At 50.6% G+C, this 19,780-nt stretch carries 14 protein-coding genes, 3 tRNA genes, 1 pseudogene and 1 riboswitch; of the genes and pseudogenes, 7 read left to right on the forward strand and 11 right to left on the reverse strand.

What is annotated here, in order from left to right; all coding sequences use genetic code 11:
• Nucleotides 1-10 precede the first annotated feature (10 nt).
• A pseudogene (locus tag P6574_RS06845) lies at nucleotides 11-827 on the reverse strand (thiolase family protein); the annotation flags it as partial.
• 452 nt (nucleotides 828-1,279) lie between these two features.
• Between P6574_RS06845 and P6574_RS06850 the strand changes: the two are divergent.
• The 3 genes from P6574_RS06850 (at nucleotide 1,280) to P6574_RS06860 (ending at nucleotide 5,754) form a co-directional block, all read left to right on the forward strand.
• Complete coding sequence (locus P6574_RS06850) at nucleotides 1,280-1,975, forward strand: CoA transferase subunit A (protein WP_310619618.1); 696 nt, start codon at nucleotides 1,280-1,282, stop codon at nucleotides 1,973-1,975.
• 581 nt (nucleotides 1,976-2,556) lie between these two features.
• Nucleotides 2,557-4,491, forward strand: a complete 1,935-nt coding sequence (locus tag P6574_RS06855; protein ID WP_310619619.1) for a calcium-binding protein — start codon at nucleotides 2,557-2,559, stop codon at nucleotides 4,489-4,491.
• A gap of 489 nt (nucleotides 4,492-4,980) precedes the next feature.
• Nucleotides 4,981-5,754 (forward strand): oxepin-CoA hydrolase, alternative type, encoded by a 774-nt coding sequence (locus tag P6574_RS06860; protein WP_310619620.1) that lies wholly within the window; start codon nucleotides 4,981-4,983, stop codon nucleotides 5,752-5,754.
• A gap of 66 nt (nucleotides 5,755-5,820) precedes the next feature.
• On the opposite strand, the gene P6574_RS06865 is transcribed toward P6574_RS06860, so the two are convergent.
• On the reverse strand, nucleotides 5,821-6,450 hold the full coding sequence (locus tag P6574_RS06865) for a TetR/AcrR family transcriptional regulator (RefSeq protein WP_310619621.1): 630 nt from the start codon (nucleotides 6,448-6,450) through the stop codon (nucleotides 5,821-5,823).
• Between the two features lie 81 nt (nucleotides 6,451-6,531).
• On the opposite strand from P6574_RS06865, the gene P6574_RS06870 reads away from it, so the two are divergent.
• Nucleotides 6,532-7,335, forward strand: a complete 804-nt coding sequence (locus tag P6574_RS06870) for an HD domain-containing protein (RefSeq protein WP_310619622.1) — start codon at nucleotides 6,532-6,534, stop codon at nucleotides 7,333-7,335.
• A 77-nt stretch (nucleotides 7,336-7,412) separates the two neighbouring features.
• On the opposite strand, the gene P6574_RS06875 is transcribed toward P6574_RS06870, so the two are convergent.
• From P6574_RS06875 to P6574_RS06915, 9 genes are all read right to left on the reverse strand, one after another.
• Nucleotides 7,413-7,760, reverse strand: coding sequence for a hypothetical protein (locus P6574_RS06875; protein ID WP_310619623.1), 348 nt, complete (start codon nucleotides 7,758-7,760; stop codon nucleotides 7,413-7,415).
• A 176-nt stretch (nucleotides 7,761-7,936) separates the two neighbouring features.
• Nucleotides 7,937-8,785 (reverse strand): 3-mercaptopyruvate sulfurtransferase, encoded by an 849-nt coding sequence (gene sseA / locus P6574_RS06880; RefSeq protein WP_310619624.1) that lies wholly within the window; start codon nucleotides 8,783-8,785, stop codon nucleotides 7,937-7,939.
• A gap of 22 nt (nucleotides 8,786-8,807) precedes the next feature.
• Entirely contained in the window at nucleotides 8,808-9,524 is a 717-nt protein-coding gene (locus P6574_RS06885; RefSeq protein ID WP_310619625.1) for an alanyl-tRNA editing protein, read from the reverse strand.
• Between the two features lie 31 nt (nucleotides 9,525-9,555).
• Nucleotides 9,556-10,986, reverse strand: a complete 1,431-nt coding sequence (gene cls, locus P6574_RS06890; RefSeq protein WP_310619626.1) for a cardiolipin synthase — start codon at nucleotides 10,984-10,986, stop codon at nucleotides 9,556-9,558.
• 77 nt (nucleotides 10,987-11,063) lie between these two features.
• Complete coding sequence (locus P6574_RS06895; protein ID WP_310622115.1) at nucleotides 11,064-12,107, reverse strand: cysteine synthase A; 1,044 nt, start codon at nucleotides 12,105-12,107, stop codon at nucleotides 11,064-11,066.
• 274 nt (nucleotides 12,108-12,381) lie between these two features.
• Nucleotides 12,382-13,047 carry a hypothetical protein gene (locus tag P6574_RS06900; RefSeq protein WP_310619627.1) on the reverse strand — a complete coding sequence of 222 codons (666 nt, stop codon included), beginning with the start codon at nucleotides 13,045-13,047 and terminating at the stop codon, nucleotides 12,382-12,384.
• A 298-nt stretch (nucleotides 13,048-13,345) separates the two neighbouring features.
• Nucleotides 13,346-13,420 (reverse strand) — tRNA-Asn (locus P6574_RS06905).
• Between the two features lie 75 nt (nucleotides 13,421-13,495).
• Nucleotides 13,496-13,570 (reverse strand) — tRNA-Asn (locus P6574_RS06910).
• A 72-nt stretch (nucleotides 13,571-13,642) separates the two neighbouring features.
• Nucleotides 13,643-13,717, reverse strand: a tRNA-Asn gene (locus P6574_RS06915).
• A gap of 275 nt (nucleotides 13,718-13,992) precedes the next feature.
• Nucleotides 13,993-14,211: riboswitch (cobalamin riboswitch) on the forward strand.
• A gap of 140 nt (nucleotides 14,212-14,351) precedes the next feature.
• Between P6574_RS06915 and cobU the strand changes: the two genes are divergently transcribed.
• The 3 genes from cobU to cobN are packed head-to-tail and all read left to right on the forward strand — an operon-like array spanning nucleotide 14,352 to nucleotide 19,770.
• Nucleotides 14,352-14,906: a bifunctional adenosylcobinamide kinase/adenosylcobinamide-phosphate guanylyltransferase gene (cobU, locus tag P6574_RS06920; protein ID WP_310619628.1), complete on the forward strand. Its 555-nt coding sequence runs from the start codon at nucleotides 14,352-14,354 to the stop codon at nucleotides 14,904-14,906.
• On the forward strand, nucleotides 14,903-16,012 hold the full coding sequence (cobW, locus tag P6574_RS06925) for a cobalamin biosynthesis protein CobW (protein ID WP_310619629.1): 1,110 nt from the start codon (nucleotides 14,903-14,905) through the stop codon (nucleotides 16,010-16,012). Before cobU ends, cobW begins: the two co-directional genes overlap by 4 nt.
• 5 nt (nucleotides 16,013-16,017) lie before the next feature.
• Entirely contained in the window at nucleotides 16,018-19,770 is a 3,753-nt protein-coding gene (cobN, locus tag P6574_RS06930) for a cobaltochelatase subunit CobN (protein WP_310619630.1), read from the forward strand.
• Nucleotides 19,771-19,780 lie beyond the last annotated feature (10 nt).

The following is a 19,780-nucleotide window of genomic DNA, read 5'->3' on the forward strand; positions in this document are numbered from 1 at the left end:
CTCATTGCTTTAGGGGATGACCAAGAGCCATTGCGCCGCCATTTGGATTAACATGAGCGGCATCTTCCTCTACTTTCAGAGCTCGGAGAACTGCTAGGCTTTGTGAGGCAAATGCTTCATTGAGCTCGATCACATCAAACTCATTTACGGATAGTCCAAGGCGGCGCATCAGTTTTTTTGTTGCCGGAACCGGCGTGTAACCCATTATGCGCGGAGCAACACCTGCGACAGACCCTCCGAGAACTCTAACCATTGGTGTGAGTGCGTGGCGTTCGACGGCGTCTTTTGACGCGAGGAGGAGGGCCGCTGCGCCATCATGAACACCCGATGCATTACCAGCTGTAACGCAGCCATTTTTTTTGAATGGAATTCTCAAAGCGGCAAGCGCATCTAGTGCTGTTCCCGGCCTTGGGTGTTCATCCTGTGTTACCCAAAGAGGGTCCCCTTTTCGTTGAGATACGGAGACAGGGATAATTTTTTTCAAGGCGCCCGCAGGCTTGTGCAGTTGCCGTCTTTTTCTGGGAACGCAGCGCAAAAGCATCTTGATCACTTCTGGAAATACAAAACTCCGCGGCCACATTTTCAGCTGTTTCCGGCAACCCGGCCAGCAGTGCCGACATTCGCGCCACATTGCGGTTGTCCTCTCCTGCTTGCTTGGCACAACCGAAGATCACCTCATCCACACAAGACCAGTCAGTCAAGCAGTTTCGCTCCATAAGAGCATTAATTGGCCAAGCCCCCATATCATCAGGCCGCACCATGGAAAGAGACCCGGCGAAACGTCCTATTGGCGTGCGGATATAATCACAGATGAAAACATCATGCATAACAAGTGAACCTCCCTTCACTTGGCTCTATCTGTTACCTTAATGGGTAGAGTATCATTGCAGGAAAACGATCTGTGAATAGCTGACCCTGATTTGGTTTAGTTTGCATCTGCCAATTGCGGTATGTTTGTTGGCCTCAGAAAAATAAATATATTTTGTCGGTTTTTTGGCCAAGGTTATATGCCTCTATGCTTGAGGGCCATTTTGACCTTGGCCTTCTCCAGAAAATCAAAGGCAATAGTCACTGCCTATTTGTCCGGCCGTTTCGTGAGGACTTTCTGTTCCTAGCCGAACAGAGGTGGCATCTGTTTTATGGAGCAGTCTAATGGTTTCATAACTAGATTGCGGTATCCAACTTACTTGTAACTCTATGGGTCGCTTACAATAATGCCCGCCTTAAACGTCGCTTTCTCTTATTTGCGTGTGCAATGTAAACCTAAAGGGAGATCGTAATGAATAAAGTTTTCCCGTCAGCAACTGCGGCGCTTGAAGGCCTTCCTTTTAATGGAATGACTGTAATGTTTGGTGGCTTTGGTCTTTGTGGAATACCCGAGAATTTTTCCATAGCACTGCGTAATTCAGGAGTGTCAGGACTGACTGTTATATCAAATAACTGTGGTGTTGATGATTTGGGGCCTGAAATCATGCTGCTTACGCGGCAGATTAAAAAAATGATTGCGTCTTATGTGGGAGAAAACAAAACGTTTGCCAAGCAGTACCTAGGTGGAGAACTGGAGCTTGAGTTTAGCCCGCAAGGAACTTTTTCGGAGAGTATTCGTGCTGGAGGTGCTGGAATTCCAGGCTTTTACACCAAAACAGGTGTGGGAACAGTGATCGCCGAGGGAAAAGAGCACAAGGATTTCAATGGGGAAACCTATATTTTGGAAACTGGCCTGACAGCTGACCTTTCCTTTATTAAGGCTTGGAAAGGGGATCATGAGGGAAACCTAGTCTACCGTAAAACAGCTCGCAATTTTAACCCGATGATGGCGACAGCGGGCAAGGTAACACTGGTGGAAGTTGAGGAACTGGTGGAGACAGGGGAGGTTGATCCCGACCAGATTCACACCCCCGGCATCTTTGTTGACCGTATTTGTCAGGGCACATTTGAAAAACGTATAGAGCACCGAACACTTCGCAAAGGATAAGGAGAGTGCACAGACCATTCTGTCGCCCCGCGATGAAATGGCTGCGGCTCGGCACGGGGATAGCAAGATGGTTTCTACGTGACCTTGGAATTGGAATTTAAAACTTCTCTGCTAAGCGCTTCCAAAGGTATAAATGTAACCCTTCAATAAGAAAAGTCAGTTGGGAATGAGGCCGTTTCCAACTGATAACTAAGTAGACGCAGCGCCATAGAGTTTACGAATTCTTCATTTAATCAATTAGAGATAGCTCTATAAATATAAGTACAATTTAAATTTTTATTTATATTTTAAGTTGAAAGAGTGGCAGGTTTGGCTCGGCGTTACCAGCACGGCCAGTTAACCACTTGCTTGCTATAAAGAATAGAGTAACCTAGCGTTACTTTTCTTATTCTCACTCACATTCACGTGTGTCTCCGGCACTTCTAGTTGATTTGAACGTGATGTCTCCGGTCAATAAATCAGTAACTGTGTTTTTCGAAGACGACGTAGAAAGTAAAAAATCTGGTTCAGGTCTCCTGCAATAGTAGTGGCTACCTCACAGCAGAATCTTTCTAAACTCTAAGAATGAAACGAGAAGAACCATGGCTGGTAAAACTAAAACCTACAACGGCAATAATAACGATAACAGTGAAGTCTGGTCAGGTAATAATGTTACATACAGTTGGAATATAAACTACTATATCTACGGAAAAGGCGGAGACGACGACTTTTATATTAAGTGGAACAAGGCAGATAGTGATGGCCGGCTTAAATCCGTTCACTCTTTCCTTGGTGATGGCGATGATTCCATGCGGGTGGACTTAAAGCACTCCCAAAATTATCACAACGCAATCGAGATTGAAATTGATGGAGAAGCTGGAGACGACACCATTGACGTCTCAAATGTTCCAGATAAAGGAGATAACTCCTACGTTACTCTACGCGGTGGCTCGGGGGACGATACGATCTTGGGAAGTGAAGGCGATGATACCATTTATGGTGATTTTGAGACTTCCGATAGTCCGCCGCTCGATGTCGTTTCCTGGAATAGCGATAAGGATTATACTAGTTACATCGACACAGCTTTTAACCCTAACCTGTCCTATAATGATACTATCAATGCAGGCAGCGGTGATGACCTGATTTATGGCGGCTTTGGCGATGATTCCATATCTGCTGGCAATGGCGATGACACCATTTATGGCGGCGATGGCGATGACTGGATCTCAGCTGGTAGAGGCAGCGATACTATCTACGGCGGCGATGGTAACGATTACATCCACGTAGGCGAAAGGACCGGCTCGGATATTGATACGGTCTATGGCGGTGCTGGTGCCGATACCATCATTACTGGCGGCATGCAGGCCGATTATCTTTACGGAGAAAATGGTCAACCCTTTGACTGGGGAGGATTTAGCGCGGAAAAGGGTGCGGAAACCGGTCTGGAAATCGCTCAAATGGGATTGGAAATGGTTGGCATGGCCAACCCCATGTTAGGAGTTATGTTCGGCGTAGCTGGAAGCTTTGCTACCCAAGCGCTGTCAAACGCCATTTCCGGTGACGGTGACAACACCTATACGGTGACCGATTCCAGTGACTATGTCTCCATGAAGGACTTCAATCCGCTTGAAGACCAGTTCATCTACACCGCTACTTTGACTGACGGCGATACCCTTGGCTACTTCAAAGGCATGATTAACGAAAGCCGCGGCACCTATGAGCTGTGGAGTGATGTGACCCAGCAGGGCAATGGCGGCTTGATTGCCCAGATGCACTTTGACCATGACTTGATTGATTATCTGCAGGAAACATCGGCTACCGGTGCCTCTGAAACAACCATTGCCAAAGACATCGCAGCGGGGATCATGAACACCGCGTTCTCGGTGACCTATCATGAGGGCCACTACCACGATGACGAAGGCGATAGGATCAGTGACGACGCCCTGTCTCAGGTTGTGAATACCGACCCCGACACCGGCGCGGATATTACCTTGCAAGACAGCCTTGACGGCATGGGACTGGAAGATGGTCAGACTATGTTGATGACCGGAGCCTACTCCGGCCAGTTCATGATTGGTCAGGAAGTAGAAGAAGCTGGCGACCTGTATATGGTCGGCACCAACTACGGCGATGCCATGTATGCCAAAAATCCGGTTACTCATGATACTCAAGCCAAAGGTTACATGTATGGTTTTGGCGGCGATGACGTGATTGAAGGCGGCGACGCCAAAGATCATATCTTCGGCGGCGAAGGCGATGATACCATGACCGGATACGGTGATGCTGACACCTTCGTATTCGAGGCCAATGCCGGCAACGACACCGTAACCGACTTCACCGTTGGTGAGGATACGATCCGCTTTTATGCGGCAGATTTCCCCGACCTCTCCTATGATGATCTGACAATCGAGCAAGTGGCTGATGATACCGCAGACAACGGTTACAGCACTGTCATCACCTATGAGGGAGGCAACCAGATTACGTTGACGGATGTTTCAGCAGACGATTTGTCCCAATCGGACTTCCTGTTTACATAGGACAAGGCCTCTAATCTGGAAGGGGAGCCTTTACCCGCCACGCCGCCTCTATTCTCAAGAGGCGGCGTTGATGCGTTTTATTCACTTCAAAAATTGCAGCAATAGTCTTAGAATTTCCTGTCCCCGCATCCTCAGTAACTTTACCAAGGCGAGGGGGAGCTTCTTATCTGGCTTTAATGATAATCTGAGAGACCCCTTAATTTATAGTGGGTTAAGGATTAGAATAAGGAAAGTGGCAGTTTGAAAAAGGTATCCGAATTGCTTTTGAAATTAACCAAATTAGAAAATTCCGCATACTAGAAAAACATCCTGCATCTTGAAATGACTGCGTGTTCTGATAGTTTACGGGCATTCAGTAAGTTTCTTTTTCGCAGGTAGGGCGGAAAGGGTAAACATCTGTCGTTCTCGTGAGTTTGGGAGCTCACTTGGGAGGAGCGCAGTCATAAATGTCTCCCCAAAATGGGTAGGCGGACAGTAAAGGAGAAAGACATGTCGAGTGATCTGGTAGAAGTTAGGCGCGAAGAGAGCCGTTTGGTGATCGTGAATAAAAACGTGTCGCGGCGCAATGCCTTGTCTGTTCCCTACTATGAGGCACTGATGCATTCCGTTACTGAGGCGGAAGAGGATGACAGCATTCGCTCAATCGTTCTGTGCAGTGAGGGGGGCTACTTTTGTTCGGGAGGCGATCTGAACGGGCTGATAAAACGCCGGAACATGCCCATAGAAGACCGCTCCAAAAGCATTGACATCTTTCACAATATCATTCGTGGCATACGCAAGCTTAAGAAGCCGGTGATTGCCGCAGTGGAGGGCGGGGCTGCCGGAGCCGGAGTTTCCCTTGCTGTCGCCTGTGATTTTGTCGTTATGGACCGGGCTGCAAAAGTTTCCATTGCCTATGTGAAAATGGGCTTGGTACCGGATGGAGGTGCAACGGCCAACTTGCATAGTGCTTTGCCGAAACAGCTTTTGGGAGAGCTGTGCATGCTGGGCCAGCCCATTACTGCTGACAGGCTTTATGGACTTGGCGTGGTCAATGCCGTGACAGATGCCGATAAAGTATATTCCACGGCATGTGAATTGGCCGATAAAATTGCTGCCTCTCCTGCAAGAACCATTGGGAACATCAAGGAGATGATCAATGCGCCAACAGAGCAGGCATTCCTTGATCAGTTGGACCGGGAAAGAGATGCCATGGCTTTCGCATTGGGGAGCGAGGAATCAACAGAGCGCATTATGGCCTTCTTGAGCAAAAGCAAGAAATAGAGAGTTTTTGAAAATCGTCGCCGCAGTAAAATGCGGCGGCTGTGTTTTTGAGTAATAGGCCTCCGGCTAAATGTTCTGAGCTTTGTTTTGAAAGAGCAAATCTATCAAGCTATGAGCTGTTTCTTCCAGTTGCCTTGCAGGTTGGCCGGACCTTGCACGTACGCTGAGCCCATTTAAAAACGTACCCAGAATGTGCGAGGCCATTTGCGGCTCTTTGGACAGGGTCGGACCGTCATCCTTCAAGGAGACCTCGAGAAAAGTTCTCAGCTGTGTGTCCAGTTTTTGCATGATATAGCCAAGAGTGCTGCGTATCTGATCATCATATGCCGAGGGGGCTGGAGCTGTTCCTGCGACCATGCAGCCCAATGGTCCTGCTGTATCAGTTGCTGCGCAATAAATTTCTATTGCGCGGGAGAAGACTGCTTTCAAGGCATCATCAGGTTGCATACGGGCTGTGACACCGGAAACGAGAGTAACTTCCATAAAAGTGGCAAAGTCCTCCAGACTTTCAAGATACATGTCTTTCTTGCTGCCGAACGCCGCATAAAGACTTGGCCGCTTGAGGTCTGTTGCCAGTGCGATCTGGTCCAGACTTGTGGCCTCATACCCCTGCTTCCAGAAGGTGTTGCGGATAATTTCCAGTTTCTCGGTGCGGTCGAATGCGCGCGGACGCCCTCTGGGTTTTGGTGTTTTCATTATTGTGCCAGTTCGCAAATAAATATTTGACTGCTTCATTCTATGCGATACAGTACAAAATATCAAAGGAAAGGGAGTACAATGCTGAAAGTGAGTGGGGAGAATGAGCCGAGCTCAACGATGATGGGAACGCTGGCTTGGAGCGAGCGCCAAGCTCCCTATGACAAAGGGCGTTTGACGAATTGGGAGAAGGTGCGTTTGTTTGGTAATGTCGCCCGAATGGGACTGTTGGAGGCAAAGGATCAAGCTCTCTACAAGTTTGGCCGGATATCCCGCACTGAAGCCTCGCTGGAAGACTTGCTGCCTCCTCAAACCGCCCTCGTTGAAGACAGCTTGTCTTTTGCTCGCGAAACTCACAGCAAGAGCCTTTTGGACCATAGCTGGCGTACCTATTATTTCGGGGCGCTTTTGGGCAGGTATGCCAAGCTGGATGTGGATAGGGAATTACTGTTCGCCGCTGCCATATTGCATGATACGGGCCTTGTGAAAGAGAGACCCGTTGATGTGAGTGCATGCTGCTTTGCTGTTGCGGGAGGCAAACGCTCGCGTGATCATTTGATCTCCTGTGGCCACTGTGAACGAAAAGCAAGAGGTATAGGAGATGCCATCTCTCTTCATATGAACCTTTACGTCTCCGCCCGCACCCACGGCGCGGTCGCTCATTTGTTATCCCGTGGTGCCATGTGTGATGTTTTTAGTTTGGGGGCGCGCAGGATTGGCAGATCAAGTCTTCAAAGCCTGATGAGTAAGCACCCGCGTTCGGGGCTGATACAGGCTCTGGAAATTGAAACTGCGGAGCACCTTTCTGGAACGCGTCCAGCCGTCATGGGCCGGTTATCGGGAGGCAAAATGCCCAAGACTGCTTTTGACAGGTTTGGGAAATAGGGCAGTTAATTTCAGTACTTGTGTGCGCTCCTGGAGTGTAAAGCGGAAACTGCTGTTTCAACTTTGGGAGGCCCAGATTAGGACCCTGAATCTGGCCTTGAAAAGGGGGGCTTTTTGTTTGGCGCCTGTGAGTTTTTCTTCATGCTCCAATCGCAGCCCTTTTGTTTGCCTAGGGAATTAAGCTCATCAATTTGGGCCTGAATATCGCTTAACGGCACCACGGGTTCAACGCCTTTTTCTTTCCGCCTGAGCACAAACTTATAGGTTCTCTCGGTCGCTTCCCGGTTCCCTAAAAGCCTTTCGCAACTGTCATGCAAAGAGTAGGGCCTGTTCAGCTTATGATCATCAGCCTTTGCTCGGTTTATTGCGGTAGATCCGATTGCGGTGAACATAATGAGGGCTAGAGCAACAACACTTCTTTTCATCTTGCTTCTCACAGAAGAAATACTCGGAGTATCTTGAAGTAAATAGCTTTAGGACCTGTAAACCGTCAGGGTCCAGGCATAATTGAGTGATGAAACAGATATGAGTTTGACAGGAAAGAAGCCAATAGTGGCCTCTTTCCAGAGTGTATTGAAGTTAAAATCGTCAGAGTTCAGCTTTATGCTGGTCCTGTGGCAACATCCGTTTCAGGGTGGCCACCCCATTCAGTCCAAGAGCCATCGTATACTGACACTTGTTTATGGCCAATTTGGGCTAGGGCGAGAGATATAACGGAGGCTGTTACACCAGACCCGCAAGTCGTGATGACATTTGTATTGATGTCAATGTCGAACTCGGCAAATATAGCTTGAAGTGTTGCGGGGTCTTCCAGCTCGCCAGTCGGCTTTAGAAGCTGGCCAAAGGGGAGGTTTTTAGCGCCGGGCATATGGCCTGCCCGCAAACCCTCCCGTGCTTCAGGGACCTGTCCTTCAAACCGGTCTTGTGAGCGTGCATCCAGAACGGTGCAGCACCCTTCGCTCAATGCCCGTTGAACATGAGCCATGTCGCTTACAAGAAGGTTGTTTTTACGTGCAGTGAAATGGCGGGTATTGCGCTGTCTGATCTGACTGGTCAGGGGGCGGTTTTCCTGTGTCCACTTTGGCAGACCACCATCCAGAACGAAGACCTGCTCCACGCCAAAGATACGAAACATCCACCAAACTCTGGCTGCAGAAAACAGGCCCATACCATCATAGACAACGATAGTCATCCCATCGCCAATGCCCATTTTTCGCATGGCAGAGGAAAAAACATGGGCCTCTGGCAACATGTGGGGAAGGGGGGAGTTTTTATCGCTGTGCTGGTCTATATCGAAGTACAAAGCTCCGGGAATATGGGCTTCATCATACTCCTGCTTTGCATCGCGGTTCATGGCTGGAAGGTAGTAAGAAGCATCAAGCACCACCAGATCCGGCGCCCCCAAGTGATCTTCCAGCCACTGTGTCGTAACCATACAGCTTGTCGTCATTTCTGGCCCCCTAGGGTTTTAGTTAATCTGCAAGGGAGATACGAACCCGTTTGTTCTGTTTCCCTTTGGATTCTATTTTATCAACGGATACCGTTCCGATTTCCGAAGTCGTGGATACATGGGTTCCACCACACGGTTGCAAGTCTGTATCCTCGCCAACTTTTACAAGGCGGACAGCCCCAGCACCCATTGGAGGTTTCACGCTCATGGTCTTTACCAGATTGGGGTTAGCCGTTAGCTGCTCTTCGATAATCCAGCTCACAGTAATAGGCTCATCCCGACCGATTAAAGTTGCCAACTGATTTGTTATCTCTTCTTTCCCCACAGTAACATCCGGTAGGCAGAAGTCCAGACGCCCCTTGCCTTCACCGATCTGACCACCGGTTACGGGATAGGGGAGAGCAACTGACAAAAGGTGCAAGGCACTGTGGATTCTCATATGCTTATAGCGTTTGGCCCAGTCGATATGCAGCGTCACTTTGTCGCCTGCCTGCAGGTGGGTGCTGGCCAGTGAAACACTATGGACTATCTGGGAACGGTCTTTGCTGCGGGATGTGGCTGTAACTTCCAGTCGTTCCCCGTCACTGCGCTCAATAACCCCCGTATCTCCCGGCTGCCCCCCGCCTGTGGCGTAAAAAATGGTGCGGTCAAGAATAACGCCGTCGTCTTCTGTCAGGGAAAGGACAGTGGCTTCACAGGTGCGCAGGTAAGGCTCGTCCAGAAAAATTTCTTGGGTCATGCAAACTCCAGTAAACTAAGAATATTACGGTTTAAAGAACAGGTGAGAAGAGCCTTGCTGCTTGAGCCAGAACGCGAAAGAGATATGGACGGTTATAAAGCTCTAGAGAATCGGTCCGTCTGGCGTCATTGAAATCTCTTTCCAGCATGGATGCCGTTTCCTGAATTGTTTCTTTTCCCGTGAACCACAGGGTAATTTCAAAGTTGATGTTGAACGAACGATTATCAAAATTAACTGTACCAATGCTTGCAAGTACATTGTCAACCAGAACAACCTTCTGATGTAAAAATCCCTCTAGGTAGCGGTAAACTTTAATTCCGTGGCTTGCCAGATCATCTGCGTGGGCATAGCTGGCGAGCCAGACCAGCCGGTGGTCGGCTTTGCGCGGCAGCAAAATCCGCACATCAACACCGCGCAGCGCAGCAGCATAAAGGGAGGTGAGAACCTCACGTCCCGGTACGAAGTAGGGGCTCACAATCCAGAGCCGTTCACGGGCACGGGAAATTGTTTCAACGAAGGCAATCGCACAATCTTCTAGTGGATCAGCCGGGCCGGTAGGCATCACAAGGATGGGTTCGCCCTCATGCGTATTGATGTCTTTGGGCGGGTCCAGTTCCAATGGGTAGCCTGTTGCCCACTGCCAGTCTTCGGCAAAGGACAGGCTGGCGGCAAGTGCTGCGGGGCCGGTAACTTTGACATGCGTGTCCCGCCAGTGGCCAAAATGCTTGTCTTGTCCAAGGTACTCCACACCCACATTATGCCCGCCAACCCAGCAAGTGTCGTGGTCGATAACCACAATTTTGCGGTGGTTACGGTAGTTGAGGCGCATGGGCCCCAGCATACGTAACAGGCGGTGACGCTTGTTAAAGCCGCTGATGAAAATTCCGGCGCTCTTTAATCGGGAGATATAAGCATTGGAAAGGGTACGTGAACCGATATCGTCATAAAGGAAAAAGATCTGCACATTGGCTTGTGCACGTTCAATAAGAGCATCGGCAATTTTCTCGCCAAGAGCGTCATCACGGACAATGAAAAACTGGAACAGGATCGTATCTTTAGCGCCGCGAATACCCTCAAGGATGGAGGCAAACGTCGCCTCTCCATCAATAAGTAGATGACTTTTATTACCTTTTAAAAAAGGAAGAGGGGCAATGCGAGTGTGAACAGGCCATTGCTCATTGGCCGCGTGGTCCACCATTGCGCCGTGGCGGCTTTGAATATCATCTTCAAAATTTCCTCTTTCCCTTTGAATGGTTGCGTAACCACCAAAGTGCTTCCAGGCAAAGACGAAGTACAAAGGAACCGTGGGAAAAGGGAGAAAGAAAAGCGAAATAAGCCATGCAATGCTACCCTGTGAAGTTCTGCTCCACATGACCTCACGGGCAGCGCACACGGCTGCCAACGTATAGAAGGCAATCGCAATATAGGGAAGAAGTGGAAGAAATTCTGACCAATAATCCATGTAGCTCAACTCCTAAGCTACATGGATACCACAGTTCACGTATCTTGCCTTTAAGACTGTGGGCTTAATCCCACTGTTTACACATCCACGTTTTCAAAAGGTATGGAAACTGTTGGTTTCTTTTCCATCCAAGCGGGTACGGGAAGATCCTTGCTGCGCAAGAAGTCCGGGTTAAACATCTTTGACTGATAACGGGTGCCGTAATCACATAGAACGGTGACAATGGTTTTGCCCGGTCCCATTTCTTTTGCCATGCGGATGGCTCCGGCTATGTTGATGCCTGAAGATCCGCCAAGGCACAGGCCTTCGTTTTCTAAAAGATCAAAGACAACTTCAAGGGCTTCACGGTCAGAGATCTGGAAAGGCATGTCAACGGGTGCATCCTTCAGGTTTTCCGTGATGCGGCCTTGGCCGATGCCTTCGGTAATGGAGGAGCCTTCTGCCTTTAGGGCACCGTTGACATAGTAATTGTAAAGAGCCGCTCCAAACGGGTCAGCCAGTCCGATTTTAATATCGCTGTTTTTCTCTTTCAGCCCCATGCCAACTCCTGCAAGGGTGCCCCCTGTTCCAACAGCGCAGATGAACCCATCTACTTTTCCGTCGGTTTGGGAAAAGATTTCCGGAGCCGTTGTTTGAATATGACCGTTTCTGTTGGCGGTGTTGTCAAACTGGTTGGCCCAGATAGCGCCATTGGGCTCGCTCTGGGCCAGTTGCTGCGCAATCCGGCCAGAAATCTTTACGTAGTTGTTGGGGTTCTTGTAGGGAGCGGCAGGAACCTCAACCAGTTCCGCGCCCGCCAGCCGCAGCATGTCTTTCTTCTCCTGACTTTGTGTTTCAGGAATAACAATGACAGAGCGAAAGCCCAGTGAATTTCCAACCAAGGCTAGGCCGATGCCGGTGTTACCAGCGGTCCCCTCAACAATAACTCCGCCCGGTTTAAGGCGTCCCGACTTGACAGCGTCTTCGATGATAAACAGGGCTGCGCGGTCTTTTACAGATTGCCCGGGGTTCATGAACTCCGCTTTACCGTAGATGTCACAACCGGTTAGCTCTGAGGCCTTGCGCAGCTTGATCAAAGGAGTGTTGCCGATTGTCTCGGTTAGGGAATTTCGAATATCCATCGGGACCTCGTGTAAAATGGTGGCAAACTGTTGGCGTTTCATTGAGTGAACGCGCTTTGTGCAAGTTCGGTTTAGATGTTGGCCTTGGAAAGTATAACGGGGTGCAGGCCCTCTCAAGGGACAGTCTCCCATAGACAGGAAAGTGGTAGTATAAAATTACAGATACCAAGGGAATATTAGTAAAATATACCAAGGGTTGATTGTTAGCGTAAACTTCAGCTTTAGCTTTAAAGGAACTGAAGGGAATCCCCAATGGGTTTTCCCTTAAAAGAATTTAAAAATAGGAGGTAAGCCTGTTCCATAGCGCGTCACCCGTTCGGCCAAGATTCAGGAGAAAAGACTCCTTGCCAGCCTCAGGTTGTTGTTTCACATCTATGAAATGGACTTGCGTGCCAGTGCTGGTGCTGGAAGCACTGCGGACACTTACGGATACTTTGGCGTCCGGTGTTACTCTGCTCTGGTCTTTGGTGCTGGCGAGTGTTGTGGCGGATGGGTTGGGAGAGGCGTACTCATTGACAACAAGGGCCCGCCCATCTGGCAGCATATGCGTTTCATTGGGGTGGACTTCTGAATCGTAAATAACTTCGCCATATTCATCAATAAGTTCGACCCAAAGTGTCGTGCGTCCTTGGAGTGTCACTTCGCCCAGCCAAATGTTGAAAGGGCTGTCGAAAGGGTCGGCGTCAGGGTTGGACTTTGGCGGTGAGACAACAACTTGATGATATGTCTGCGCAGAAACTGTTCCCTTTTCAGAAACGTGCGTTTCTGTGGTCTCGTCTTTCGAGATACCCGTCTGGGAGATGTTTTTGGTTACAGGGCTTTCTTTATCTCCAGCTCTTGCAATGACAGCGAGCCCAAGAAATAGAAAGAGGGCTAGGAACGTGCGTGTTAAGCGGCGAACCGCAAAAAGTTGGCTGTGATTTACTGCGCCCGGTAACATTTCGATCTCACCCTTTATTATTTAAGAAGTTTGGTGGATGGTCCCAATTCGAAGCCAATGCGTTGGAATTCCCCTTATTTCCCTAAGGTAAATTAATGGGGGGGCTGTTCCATGTACTAGGAATTGTAGAGGTGAAACGTTTCAGCTGGGTGATGAAATGAAAGAGTTCAGCATTTCAGAACAAAATACGTAGAGTTTTGTTCCTGTTAGTTAATCTAGGCTGAATGCACATTGGATGACGGCGTGTTAAATTTTCCGTGATCAAGGCAAAAATATAACGGGGGGGGATTTGAAAACGTGGCTCCCCGGGCCGGATTCGAACCAGCGACCAAGCGATTAACAGTCGCTTGCTCTACCACTGAGCTACCGGGGAATACCTTATTCAGACACCCTATAAACCGATTATATAAATAAACCAAGCTTTGGGATCTGAATTATAATCGGAAAATGGCTCCCCGGGCCGGATTCGAACCAGCGACCAAGCGATTAACAGTCGCTTGCTCTACCACTGAGCTACCGGGGATCATCGAGCTTGCCTAGCAATTTACTAGGTAACCTACTTGCCACTTTCAGGCTTTATATCACAAACGAAGAATGGCTCCCCGGGCCGGATTCGAACCAGCGACCAAGCGATTAACAGTCGCTTGCTCTACCACTGAGCTACCGGGGATCATTTCTTATCGAAACGAACCGTCGCCGTTTGTGTGAGCCAGCTTTTATAAAAGCCGATGGGGTTTGCCAAGCCTGTTTTTGATAAAATCTTGTGATTGTGGAAAGAAAATGCAGATTTGCTGTGGGTGAAATTATTATTTCGATTATTTTCAGGCTGAAATGAGCGGTTTTACGCAGCTTTTTGTCAGTGTGCCCCATGTCTATTCATTGGGATGATTGACACAAAGGCCCTTCACCCCCCTTTATGGAGCAAGTTCTTTCAGTTTTTTTGCTAGGGCAATTTATAAATCAAGTTGTTTGTGAACGCCTTGGACAAAAATGAAACGGGAATGTGGTGATCGGTATAAAAGCCGGTAAAGCCACAGCTGCCCCCGCAACTGTAAGCGGAGTGAAGCAAACATATCCATGCCACTGGCGTCTATCGGAAGCTGGGAAGGCTGATTTGCTTTTAAAATCCGCGAGCCAGGAGACCGGCTGAGAGATAAACCTTCAATTGCTGTCGGGTGGACAGTCAGGGAGTTTGAATAAATGAGATTTTTCGAAGGGCTGCCAAAGCCGGTCCTGACTGTTGCCAGCGTTTCCCATGCCAAGGTAGCGCACCCGCGTTTCTTGCAGGGGCAAGGAAAACGCGGGTGAGCTTAACGACCAAAGCAAAATCCGTTCTTGTTTTAGGCGGCGCCCGTTCCGGCAAAAGTAGTTATGCCGAGCAGCTGGTACTTTCGAGCGGCTTGTCTGCGTTTTATGTGGCAACCGGCCAAGCCTTTGATGAGGAAATGCGTACTCGAATTGAAGCGCACAAGAGCCAGCGGGCGGGGCAGGGGTGGATGACCCTTGAAGAGCCGCTGGGCTTGCCCTTATGCCTTGCCAAAAACGCAAAGGAGGGGCGCGTGCTGCTTGTGGACTGCCTGACCCTTTGGCTTTCCAACCTTATGCATAGCGAGCGCAACATTGATGAGGAGAGCGACAAGCTGATCCAAATCATAAGCAGCAGTGCTTGCCCCCTCATCTTTGTATCCAATGAGGTGGGGCTGAGCATTGTCCCAGAAAATGCGCTGGCACGCCGGTTTCGCGACGAAGCCGGCCGCCTCAATCAAAAAGTGGCGGAGGCTTGCGACACGGTTGTGTTTGTCGCGGCTGGCCAAGCCCTACAGCTTAAACCTAATAATTCTCCGGAGATCCGACTGTGACCCCTTCATTTTCTGCAGCACCTACCACCAAAATCCCGGCTGTTATCGTGACCGGATTTTTGGGGGCTGGTAAAACAACCCTTGTGCGCAACCTTCTGGAAAAAGCTGAAGGCAAGCGGATCGCGCTTATTGTGAACGAGTTTGGCGAGATGGGCTTTGATGGCTCTCTGGTGAACGGGTGCGCCGACCCCAAGTGTAGCGCCGAGGAAGTGGTAGAGCTGGCCAATGGCTGCATCTGCTGTACGGTTGCAGATGATTTCCTGCCCACAATGGAAATGCTGCTAGCACGTAACCCGCGCCCTGATGCCATTATCATTGAAACTTCAGGCCTTGCCCTGCCGCAGCCGCTTGTGCGGGCGTTCAACTGGCCTACAGTGAAGCCGCTTGTGAGCGTGGATAGCGTTGTGACAGTGGTGGATACACCTGCTGTTGCGCTTGGCCGTGTGGCCAGTGATGAAGAGGCAGTTGCCGAACAAAGAAAAGCTGATGAGGCGCTGGACCATGAAAGCCCTGTTGAAGAGCTGTTCGAGGATCAGCTCACCTGCGCTGATCTTGTCGTGTTGAACAAAGCTGATTTGGTCTCCGATAAAGCGCTTGAAGAAGTGAAAAAGAGCCTTGGTGCCAGATTGCGCGATGCAGTGGAGATTGTTCCTGCACGACAGGGCGATCTGGCTCTGGAAGTTCTGCTGGGCCGCGATGCGGGCGCGGAAGATGATATGCATGCACGCCTTTCGCACCATGAAGCCCACCATGCAGAGCATGACCACCACCATGATGATGACCACGATCATGATCACCACCATCATCACGATCATAGCCATGATGACTTTGACAGCACTGTTGTGTCCACTGGCAGTTTCACAAACCTGAAAGACATTGAGGAAAGCGTTGCCAAGGCTATGGCGGTTTCCGGAGTTTTACGGATCAAGGGTGTTGTGCGCGTTGCAGGAAAGCCCGCGCCTGTGATGGTGCAGGCCGTTGGCCCGCGTGTGGAAGCGTGGTTCTCTGCGGGAAGTGAAATGCAGGACAAGCTGGTGGTTATCGGCCTTGCAAAGTTTGATCTGGAGGCAGTGAAAACGGCCTTGAAAGCAAGTGAGCCTGTATAAGACCAATGCATATTCTGGCGGGGCAAACCCGACGTATTGATGAAGGGGATGAGGCTGTCGATCTGGCACAGTCTCCCGCTGATATTGTTGTTCTTTCCTCTGCGGATACGGAACTTGCAGGATTTGCCCAAGCTTTTCAGCGTGGGGGGCATGCATTCAGCCTGCGCCTTGCAAGTCTGTTGGCGCTGTCCCATCCCTTTTCCGTAGATCTTTATACAGAGCAAACCCTTTTAAAGTCCAAAATGGTTATTGCCCGCCTATTGGGCGGAGCGGACTACTGGACTTATGGGGTAGAGCGCCTTGAGGAGCTGGCCCGTGGCTACGGGCTGCAAACCGTTTTTATTCCCGGAGATGACAAGTGGGATGAAACACTTGCCAAGCGCTCCAGTGTTCCGCTGGATGTGGCGCACCGTATCTGGCGATACTGCGTGGAAGGTGGACCGGACAATCTGCACGGCGCTTTACACTATGCAGCCCACAGCCTCAAACTTGTAAGTGATGAGCCCGAAGAGGCGCGGCCACTGCCAAAAGCGGGTCTGTATCTGGCCGGACACGCTGTGCCGAGCCTTGCCGACCTCAAGGGCCGTTGGGGCACTGATAAAAAACCGGTTGCCGCTCTCGTCTTTTACCGCGCATTGCTGCAAGGCGGAGCGATGGCCCCTGTTGAGGCCTTGGTGAATGCCTTGCACAAACAGGGCGTGAACGCACTGCCTATCTATGTCTCCAGTTTGAAGGATGCAGAGTGCGCGCAGGTTGTCACGAGTTTGTTCGAACAGGCAAATCCGGATGTGGTGGTGAATGCGACGGCCTTTGCCCTGTCGAAGGCTGGGCAGGAGCATAGCGGTACCATTTTGGATGCGCCGCAAAAGCCAGTTCTGCAAGTGATCTTTTCCTCTGCCTCGCAAGAGGGGTGGGCGGAGAGCAATCAAGGGCTTTCCACCAGAGATCTTGCCATGCATGTTGTTCTGCCGGAGTTGGACGGGCGCCTGTTATCAAGAGCCGTCTCTTTCAAGGAAGAAGGCGTTTATGACGAGGCCACCCAGTCCACGCCTGTACGGTTTGTTCCAAAAGCTGACCGTATGGAATTTGTGGCGCAGCTGACCGCTAATTGGGCGGCGCTTGGGGCAAATGCAGTGGTGGACAAAAAAGTTGTCATCGTGCTTGCCAACTACCCCAACAAAGATGGTCGCCTTGGCAATGGTGTGGGGCTGGACACACCAGCCTCTTGCATCAATGTACTTAGGGCGCTGGATAAAGAAGGCTATCATGTTGAGGGCGCACCTAAGACCTCCGGCGATCTTATGGATCACCTGTTGGCGGGTCCCACCAATGCCTTGGGTGAGCGTAAGGACGGGGAGATCCTTTCTCTTTCGCACTACAATACATTCTTCGAAGAGCTTCCCGAAGCAGTTAAGCAGAAAATTTGTGAACGCTGGGGAGCGCCGGAAAATGATCCTCATGTAAAAGATGCAGGCTTCCAGCTTGCCATACATGGTTTTGGCAATGTAAGCGTTGGTATTCAGCCTGCCCGTGGCTATAACATCGACCCCAAAGAAACCTATCACGACCCTGATCTGGTGCCACCACACCACTATTTTGCGTGGTATTTCTGGGTGCGCCATGTGATGAAGGCGCATGCGGTTATTCATCTTGGCAAACACGGTAATCTGGAGTGGCTACCCGGTAAGGCGCTGGCTTTGAGTGAGGAGTGTTTTCCCGAAGCGGCACTGGGGCCAATGCCCAACATCTATCCGTTTATTGTGAATGACCCCGGTGAAGGGGCACAGGCCAAGCGGCGTAATTCGGCGGTGATCGTGGATCACCTGACACCGCCGCTCTCACGTGCCGAAAGCCATGGTGCGGCGCTGGAGCTGGAAAACTTGCTGGACGAGTTTTATTTGGCCAGCGGCGTAGACCCGCGGCGCATGAAAGTTCTTATTAAAGAGATCTTGAATAGCGCGGCCCGCCACGGCCTTGATAAAGATATCGGCATTACCGTTGATATGGATGAGGAAACCCAGCTCGCCCGTCTGGATGCTCATTTATGTGACCTTAAGGAAATGCAAATCCGCGATGGTCTTCACATTTTAGGTGAAAGCCCGCGCGGGGCACTTCTTGATGACTTGAAGCAGGCTCTAGTTCGAATTTCAAGAGGTAAAAATGCAAATGATAACAGTATACTACGGGCGCTTGTTGAGGATTTGGATTTAAAAGGGTTTGACCCTCTGGACTGTCCGTTCGAGCTGGACTGGACAGGGAGTAAGCCGGAGATTTTGGCCGGTGTTCTCTCCGACCCTTGGCGCTCAAACGGAGATACGGTTGAACGGCTTGAGCTGTTGGCTGCGGGCTGTATCAATGGGTCCATTTCACTGCCGCACGGGTTCACTGCAACCGCTGCCGTTTTGGAAGAGCTGGAGAGCAAAATTGGGCCTGCGGTTGAAGCTTCGGGAGAGGCGGAGATTTCTGCTGCCCTGACAGCGCTTGCGGGAGGATTTGTTCCTCCCGGACCTTCAGGCGCGCCAACGCGTGGCAGGCCGGATGTGTTGCCAACGGGGCGCAATTTTTATTCCGTCGATGTGCGTTCAGTGCCAACGCCGACGGCGTGGGATATTGGCTCACGCAGTGCGGCGGCTCTGGTACTGCGTCATTTTCAAGAAGAGGGCGAGTGGCCCACCTCGCTGGTGCTGAGCTGCTGGGGAACCGCTAATATGCGCACGGGCGGCGATGATATTGCCCAAGCCCTTGCCTTGATTGGCGCGGCGCCCGTTTGGGAAGCCGGTTCTGGCCGTGTCACCGGTTTTGACGTTATCCCACTTTCAAAGCTCGAGCGCCCGCGTGTGGATGTGACCCTGCGCATTTCAGGCTTTTTCCGCGATGCTTTCCCCCAGCTTGTGAGCCTGTTTGACAGTGCTGTGCGGGCAGTGAGCGAGCTGGACGAGCCAGCAGAGGCCAACCCCATCGCAGCACGTGTTCAAAACGAGGCAGCACAGCTACAAGCTAAGGGGGTGGAGCCAAAAGAAGCGCAGCGAAGAGCATCCCTTAGGGTCTATGGTTCAAAACCCGGTGCTTATGGCGCTGGGCTGCAGGCACTTATTGATGAGCGGATCTGGACTGAGCGGAGCGATTTTGCCGAGGCCTTCCTTGAATGGGGCGGTTATGGTTATGGCGCTGGAGTGCAGGGAGTTCGTGATAAGGACGGCTTGTCTGAGCGCTTGAAAACCGTTGATGTGGTGGCGCACAATCAGGACAACCGCGAGCATGACCTGCTGGATTCCGATGACTACTATCAGTTTGAGGGTGGACTTGCGGCGACCGTGGAAACTCTAAAGGGGGAAGCCCCCAAGGTTTACCACAATGACCATTCGCGTCCCGAGCGCCCTGTGATCCGCAGTTTGAGCGAGGAAATTGGCAGAGTGGTTCGAGGACGTGCAGCAAATCCCAAGTGGATCGCCGGTGTGATGCGCCACGGATACAAGGGGGCATTTGAAATGTCCGCAACTCTCGATTATCTTTTTGCATTCGGGGCAACCACCAACGCGGTTGAGAACCACCACTTTGACCAGCTCCACGAGGCGTATCTGGTGAATGAAGAAGTGCAGGCGTTCTTGAGGGAGAACAATACACCGGCGCTTCTGGAAATGACTGATCGCTTTTTGGAGGCAATCGAACGGGGCCTGTGGAACCCACGACGCAACAGTGCGCATTATGATCTATTGGCGTTACAAACTGAATTAAAAGGGGCAAATTATGACAGTTAAAAAATCCGAG

It is taken from the genome of Pseudovibrio sp. M1P-2-3 (genome assembly GCF_031501865.1).
In the GTDB taxonomy this organism is placed as follows: Bacteria; Pseudomonadota; Alphaproteobacteria; order Rhizobiales; family Stappiaceae; genus Pseudovibrio; species Pseudovibrio corallicola.